This is a genomic window from Salinivibrio sp. IB872 (assembly GCF_001995345.1).
Classification (GTDB): domain Bacteria; phylum Pseudomonadota; class Gammaproteobacteria; order Enterobacterales; family Vibrionaceae; genus Salinivibrio; species Salinivibrio proteolyticus.
Map to the genome: position 1 here is coordinate 1 of NZ_MUFO01000076.1, position 5,890 is coordinate 5,890.

Sequence of the window (5,890 nt, forward strand, 5' to 3'; positions counted from 1 at the left end):
TTTTAATATAGAGTATTTACTCGCTAACTTATTTGAAACAATTTGATAAGTCAGAGAAATGTCAATTTGTCATATCAATGTTCTTTTGCCTATAAAAAAATAAAACTTGAGGCATTGCTCCAAGCTTGATGATCTTTAATTAATGTCTAACTTTCTGTTCGGTATGCTGAGTCGCCGTTGATAGGTAGTAGATAACACCTTTCAGCAGTAACACAGTGTTAACATTGGCCGGTGCAGACTGAGAGGCACTGAGCCATGTTGTCTTTTTGGTGAAGGTATCGAGGGTTCAAAGTGTCCAAAGAAGGAAGTGTTGCGCCAAAAGAGCGTATAAATATCAAATACGTACCGGCGACAGGTGATCAGCAAGCTGAAGTCGAATTGCCTCTAAAAACATTAGTGGTTGGCGACTTTAAAGGTCAAACAGAAGATACACCCGTTGAAGATCGCTCGACTGTCTCGGTTGACAAAAACAATTTTGAAGACGTGATGCGCGAAAGCGACTTGCGTATTTCTACCACTGTTAAAAACAAGTTAACCGATGACGAAGATGCGGAGTTACCTGTTGAACTCGCGTTTAAGTCTTTGTCGGATTTCTCTCCCGATGCAGTTGCTGCACAAGTCCCAGAGCTAAAGAAACTGATCGAGCTTCGTGAAGCATTGGTTGCTCTTAAAGGCCCTCTCGGCAATATCCCAGCGTTTAGAGAGCGACTACAAGATCTCCTTAATTCAGAAGACTCTCGAGAGAAGCTTCTCGCTGAATTGAATATTGTCAGCGTCGATGAAGATACTTCTAAAGAGTAATTGGATAAGTTTCAACTAACTAAGCGCTAGGAAAATCAAACATGTCAACAAATGAATCGGTGTTAGAGTCGCCAGAAGTCAAAGAAGGCGGCTTACTTGACGAGATCATGGCTCAAACCCGCATCGCACCAAGTGAAGAAGGTTATGATGTTGCAAAAAAAGGTGTTGCGGCATTTATTGAAAATCTGATTGGCAACGATCAAACCAAAGAGCCTGTTAATAAGTCGCTGGTCGACCAAATGCTCGTCGAGCTCGACAAGAAAATCAGTGCGCAAATGGATGAAATTCTTCACGAAGACTCATTTCAACAAATGGAGTCGGCATGGCGCGGTTTGAAGCTTTTTGTCGACCGCACTGACTTTCGTGAGAACAATAAAGTCGACATTCTTCATGTGACCAAAGAAGAACTGTTAGACGACTTTGAGTTTGCGCCGGAAACGACACAGTCAGGCCTTTATAAACACGTCTATTCATCTGGTTATGGACAATTCGGTGGTGAACCGACTGGTGCCATTATTGGTAACTATGCCTTTACACCGTCGACGCCAGATATGAAGCTGCTTCAATACATGGGCGCGTTGGGCGCTATGGCCCATGCACCATTTATCTCGAGTGTAGGCCCTGAGTTTTTTGGTATTGAGTCTTTTGAAGAGCTACCTAACATCAAAGATGTGAAGTCTATCTTTGAAAGTCCAAAGTATACTAAATGGCGTGCGCTCCGTGAGTCTGAAGACGCGCGTTACCTGGGTTTAACCGCGCCTCGCTTCTTATTGCGTGTTCCTTATGACCCGACTGAAAACCCCATTAAATCATTTGTCTATCATGAAAATGTGAGTCAGTCTCATGAGCACTACCTTTGGGGTAACACTGCGTTCGCCTTTGCAACTCGTCTGACTGATAGCTTTGCAAAATACCGTTGGTGTCCAAACATCATCGGTCCTCAAAGTGGCGGTGCGGTTGAAGACCTACCGGTTCACGTTTATGAGTCAATGGGCGCGCTACAGAGCAAGATCCCAACCGAAGTTCTGATCACCGATCGTAAAGAGTTTGAACTGGCAGAAGAAGGCTTTATCGCCCTAACCATGCGTAAGGGTAGCGACAATGCTGCATTTTTCTCTGCAAACTCGATTCAAAAGCCGAAGGTGTTCCCAAATACCAAAGAAGGCAAGGAAGCAGAGACGAACTATAAACTGGGTACTCAGCTGCCATACATGATGATTATCAACCGTTTAGCGCACTATATTAAAGTGCTACAGCGCGAGCAGATCGGCTCTTGGAAAGAGCGTCAAGATTTGGAGCGTGAGCTGAATACTTGGTTGAAGCAATATGTCGCCGATCAAGAGAACCCGCCTGCAGATGTACGTAGCCGTCGTCCTCTTCGTGCCGCAAAAATTGAAGTGGCTGATGTTGAGGGGAATCCAGGTTGGTATCAGGTTTCTCTTGCGGTGCGTCCTCACTTCAAATATATGGGCGCGAACTTTGAACTGTCTCTTGTTGGTAGGCTTGATCAGTAATCATGTCATACATCGCACTAGAAGACAGTGTATTTGGTGTCGGCTTCCTTGAGCGCCTGGAAGCCGGCGCTAAGCCTGTGTCGATTACCCAAGGACCAGAAACTCGGGATGTCGTTAATTCGATAAAAAAGAACATTGCTAATGTATTGAACACGCGTACGGGCGGAGCACAAAGCTCTCCAGGACTTGGACTGATAGATTTCAACGACGCGACGCTTGAAAGCTTAGATCTTTCATTGCGTGTGAAACTAGCGATTAAACAGTGTCTGGAAACCTACGAGCCGCGGTTAACTAATATATTAGTGAGTTCTGATTACGACGAACATTCACCATTGACGCTACGATTCAATATCGTCGCAACGGTTAACAGTGAAGCACTCCATGAAAAAGTGCAGTTGAGTTTGTTGTTGGATCAAAATCGCCAGTATCGGGTGTTGTAATTGCTATGACGCAAGACAAGTATTTTCGTGAAGAACTCGCGTTTCTTAAAGAGCAAGGTAAAGCCTTTACTGAGATCCATCCTCAGTTATCTCGATTTTTACATGGGAGACATACGGATCCTGATGTAGAGCGGTTATTAGAAGGCTTTGCTTTTCTCACAGGCAAACTGCGTGAAAAAGTTGAAGATGACTTTCCCGAACTGACCCATAGCATTATCAATATGCTATGGCCTAACTACTTGCGCCCTGTTCCTAGCATGTGCATCACCCAATTTTTGCCCGATCGAAGCGTGAGTGAAAAACAGGTGATTGGTCAAGGGACAGAGCTAGACAGTATTGCTGTGATGGGTACGCAGTGTCGTTTTCAGACTTGTCGCGATGTCGAGCTTTATCCATTGAAATGCGAAAAAGTGCACGCAGAGCATACACGTGAAGCGACGACCATCCAGCTCCAAATGATGCTAGATGGCGATATGTCTGCCAGTGATGCAGGGATTGATTCGCTACGTTTTTATATCGGTGGTGACAATTATAGTGCTCAGATGATTTATCTGTGGCTCAATCACTATCTAGAGAAAGTGACCGTTAGCGTGGACGGCACTCGGTTTTCTTTACCACGAGATACGTTTCAGACAGTGGGGTTTAATCCCGGAGACAGCCTACTTCCGTATCCGCAAAATGTTTACGATGGTTATCGGATCCTGCAGGAATATTTGTCTTTTCCTGAAGCGTTTCACTTTTTTGATATAAGTGGGCTAGATAAAGCATTACCCCAAAATGTTTATGGGCAGTTCTCTATTCAGTTGCACTTGTCGAAAACGTTACCCGCCGACGTTCGTGTTAGACAGGACAGTTTTCAGCTGTTCTGCACGCCTGTTATCAATTTATTTAGCCATGATGCCGACCCGATAGATTTGAGCGGTAGAAATACCGAGTACAAAGTGATTCCGTCGAGTCGTAAGCCCTCACATTATGAAGTATTTAGCATTGATAATGTGACCGGGCGTCAAGATAGATTGGTTGATGGGAAACCGGTACGTGGGCAAAAGCGTGTTTATACCCCGTTTGAAAGTTTTCAACACGAAGTAGAACGTGTCAGAAACCGAGAAACGCTTTATTACCGAGCACGTGTTAAAGACAGTATTAGAGGTGATGGATTTGAGTCTTTTATCTCCTTTATACGAGGGGATGAATCGGACTCGATTGGTGTCGACGAAGCGGTGTCAGTGAAGCTGACGTGTACGAATCGACAATTACCTCTTGATCTGGGAGTCGGCGATATCTGTGAACCCACAGATACATCGCCTCCGTTTGCGGAATTCGAAAATATTACCATCCCGACGCAATCATTGCGCCCGGTGTTGGATGGCAGCTTATTGTGGATGTTGATCTCGAATCTATCATTGAACTATTTATCGCTGCTCTCGAAAGATGCGCTGAGCTGTGTTTTAACCGCTTATGATTTTAGGGCATTGGTAGATAGACAAGCCGAACGAGTAGGTAAGAAAAGGCTAGACGCCATTGAAAAAATTGAGTCTAAGCCTATGGACAAGCTTCTCAAAGGGATGCCAGTGAGAGGCCTAAAATCAACGCTTTACTTAAATCAAGATGGGTTTGGGTCAGAGGGCGACTTATACCTGTTTGGAACGGTGCTCAGCCATTTTTTCTCGCTGTATGCGAGCATTAACTCTTTCCATGAGCTGACCGTTATTAATACAACGAATAACGAGACTTATACATGGCAGACGAAAGTCGGGATGCAGCCGCTGATATAAAAAATGAAACAGATGGCCGCACAATGACTGACTTAGTGCCAGATGTTCGGCCTTACAATTTTTATCAATTAGTGGCATTGCTACAGAAGCATGGAGCCATTGATCCCGATCAAGAAGATTGGGAACGAGAGTGCAAACTGGTTTTTAGTGCCAACCCGAGCTTAGGGTTTGCGGCTTCTGATGTGGCGTCGTTGCACGATCAGAATGGTCATGCGGTGATGCTCACCAATTTTTTAGGTCTTGCGGGCTCGCAGTCCCCTTTACCCGGTTTTATCACAGAGCAATTGCTTCATGAGGAACCGGGAGGGATTAAACGGCCCTTTCTCGACTTTTTTAGCAATCGCTTGATTGCGTTGGTCTACCGGATATGGCGCAAGTATCGATATTACATTCGCTTTCAACCAGGGGCAGAAGATCAGTTTTCAGCGCAGTTGTTTGCGCTGGTTGGATTGGGTGATCCGCAGTTACGCGGAGAAACACCAATCAATTGGTGCAAGATGCTGGCAGGATTAACGCTAGTTGTCGCCAATGCGCAAGCGCTGGAATCTGGCTTGTCAGCTCAGGTCCGTTTTGTTGACTCCGGTGGTGTCATTGGCTCCGACTTTAGTGCTGATTGGCGGTTAACCGATCGATTGGGTCGTGTGAGCGGTCGTCATTGTGAAGTCGTTGTTGTTGATGGCGCATTTTGTGTGCGCGACGACTGTGGAGAAACGTTTGTCAATGGTACGCATATGCCTTTAGGGAAAGGTCAGTTAGCCCGGTTGGCACACAAAGACGAGATACAAGTCGGTCCTTATCAAATTCGCGTGCTTACCGGCGAAGACGCGGAGTTTGATGGGGGGCACGTTGACACCTTATTTGAAACGCAGCAACACGATCTTTTGGCCGATGGGCCTAGTCAAGAGATTGATTCGGGCGAAGAAGAACCCGAGCTCACTCAAGCGATTGATCCGTTAAAAGAGCTCGACGCCCAAAACAAAGACAATCAAACGTCGAACTGGCTCTTAAATGGAGACAAAGAGCAGAAGCAGCAATCCTCTGCTGAGTCTTCATTGATCGCTAAAGACAATCTCGTTGAACGAAAGCCCTCGTTTACGCCGCAAGCAGATAGTGAAGATGTCATGTCGGCATCCGTCAAACTAAAGCGTATTTTTGGCTTTGGGCAAAAGAAATCTCAAAAGCGTGAATTTCACGCATCGAAAGCAAAAGAAGCGCTGAATCGCGTCATGTCACCTGAGACGATGCATCAAACGAAACAGAGCGAGAGAAAACCGATGGATGAAAAAGAACTAGGGCTGTTGGAGCAAGAAGTGGCGAAGAGCTTAAGCCATGAGCCTACTTCGTCACCACAGCCTAATAA

The 5,890-nt window shown here is 45.5% G+C and carries 5 protein-coding genes and 1 pseudogene; all 6 read left to right on the forward strand.

All coding sequences use genetic code 11. The features are described from left to right. Positions 1-291 precede the first annotated feature (291 nt). The gene (gene tssB, locus BZJ18_RS16495) at positions 292-801 is read left to right on the forward strand and encodes a type VI secretion system contractile sheath small subunit (RefSeq protein ID WP_077458384.1); all 510 of its coding nucleotides are present in this window, start codon (positions 292-294) and stop codon (positions 799-801) included. 41 nt (positions 802-842) lie between these two features. Continuing rightward, a complete protein-coding gene (gene tssC, locus BZJ18_RS16500; protein ID WP_077458386.1) occupies positions 843-2,315 on the forward strand; it encodes a type VI secretion system contractile sheath large subunit in 1,473 nt (490 codons plus the stop codon). A 2-nt stretch (positions 2,316-2,317) separates the two neighbouring features. Then, entirely contained in the window at positions 2,318-2,755 is a 438-nt protein-coding gene (gene tssE / locus BZJ18_RS16505; protein ID WP_077458388.1) for a type VI secretion system baseplate subunit TssE, read from the forward strand. A gap of 5 nt (positions 2,756-2,760) precedes the next feature. After that, complete coding sequence (gene tssF / locus BZJ18_RS16510) at positions 2,761-4,530, forward strand: type VI secretion system baseplate subunit TssF (protein ID WP_077458390.1); 1,770 nt, start codon at positions 2,761-2,763, stop codon at positions 4,528-4,530. Beyond that, positions 4,494-5,036: pseudogene (tssG, locus tag BZJ18_RS17645) on the forward strand (type VI secretion system baseplate subunit TssG); the annotation flags it as partial. The gene tssF and the pseudogene tssG, both read left to right, overlap by 37 nt. Beyond that, positions 5,028-5,890: type VI secretion system-associated FHA domain protein (locus BZJ18_RS17650; RefSeq protein WP_241825003.1), on the forward strand; the 863-nt coding region annotated here is incomplete at its 3' end. The pseudogene tssG and the gene BZJ18_RS17650, both read left to right, overlap by 9 nt.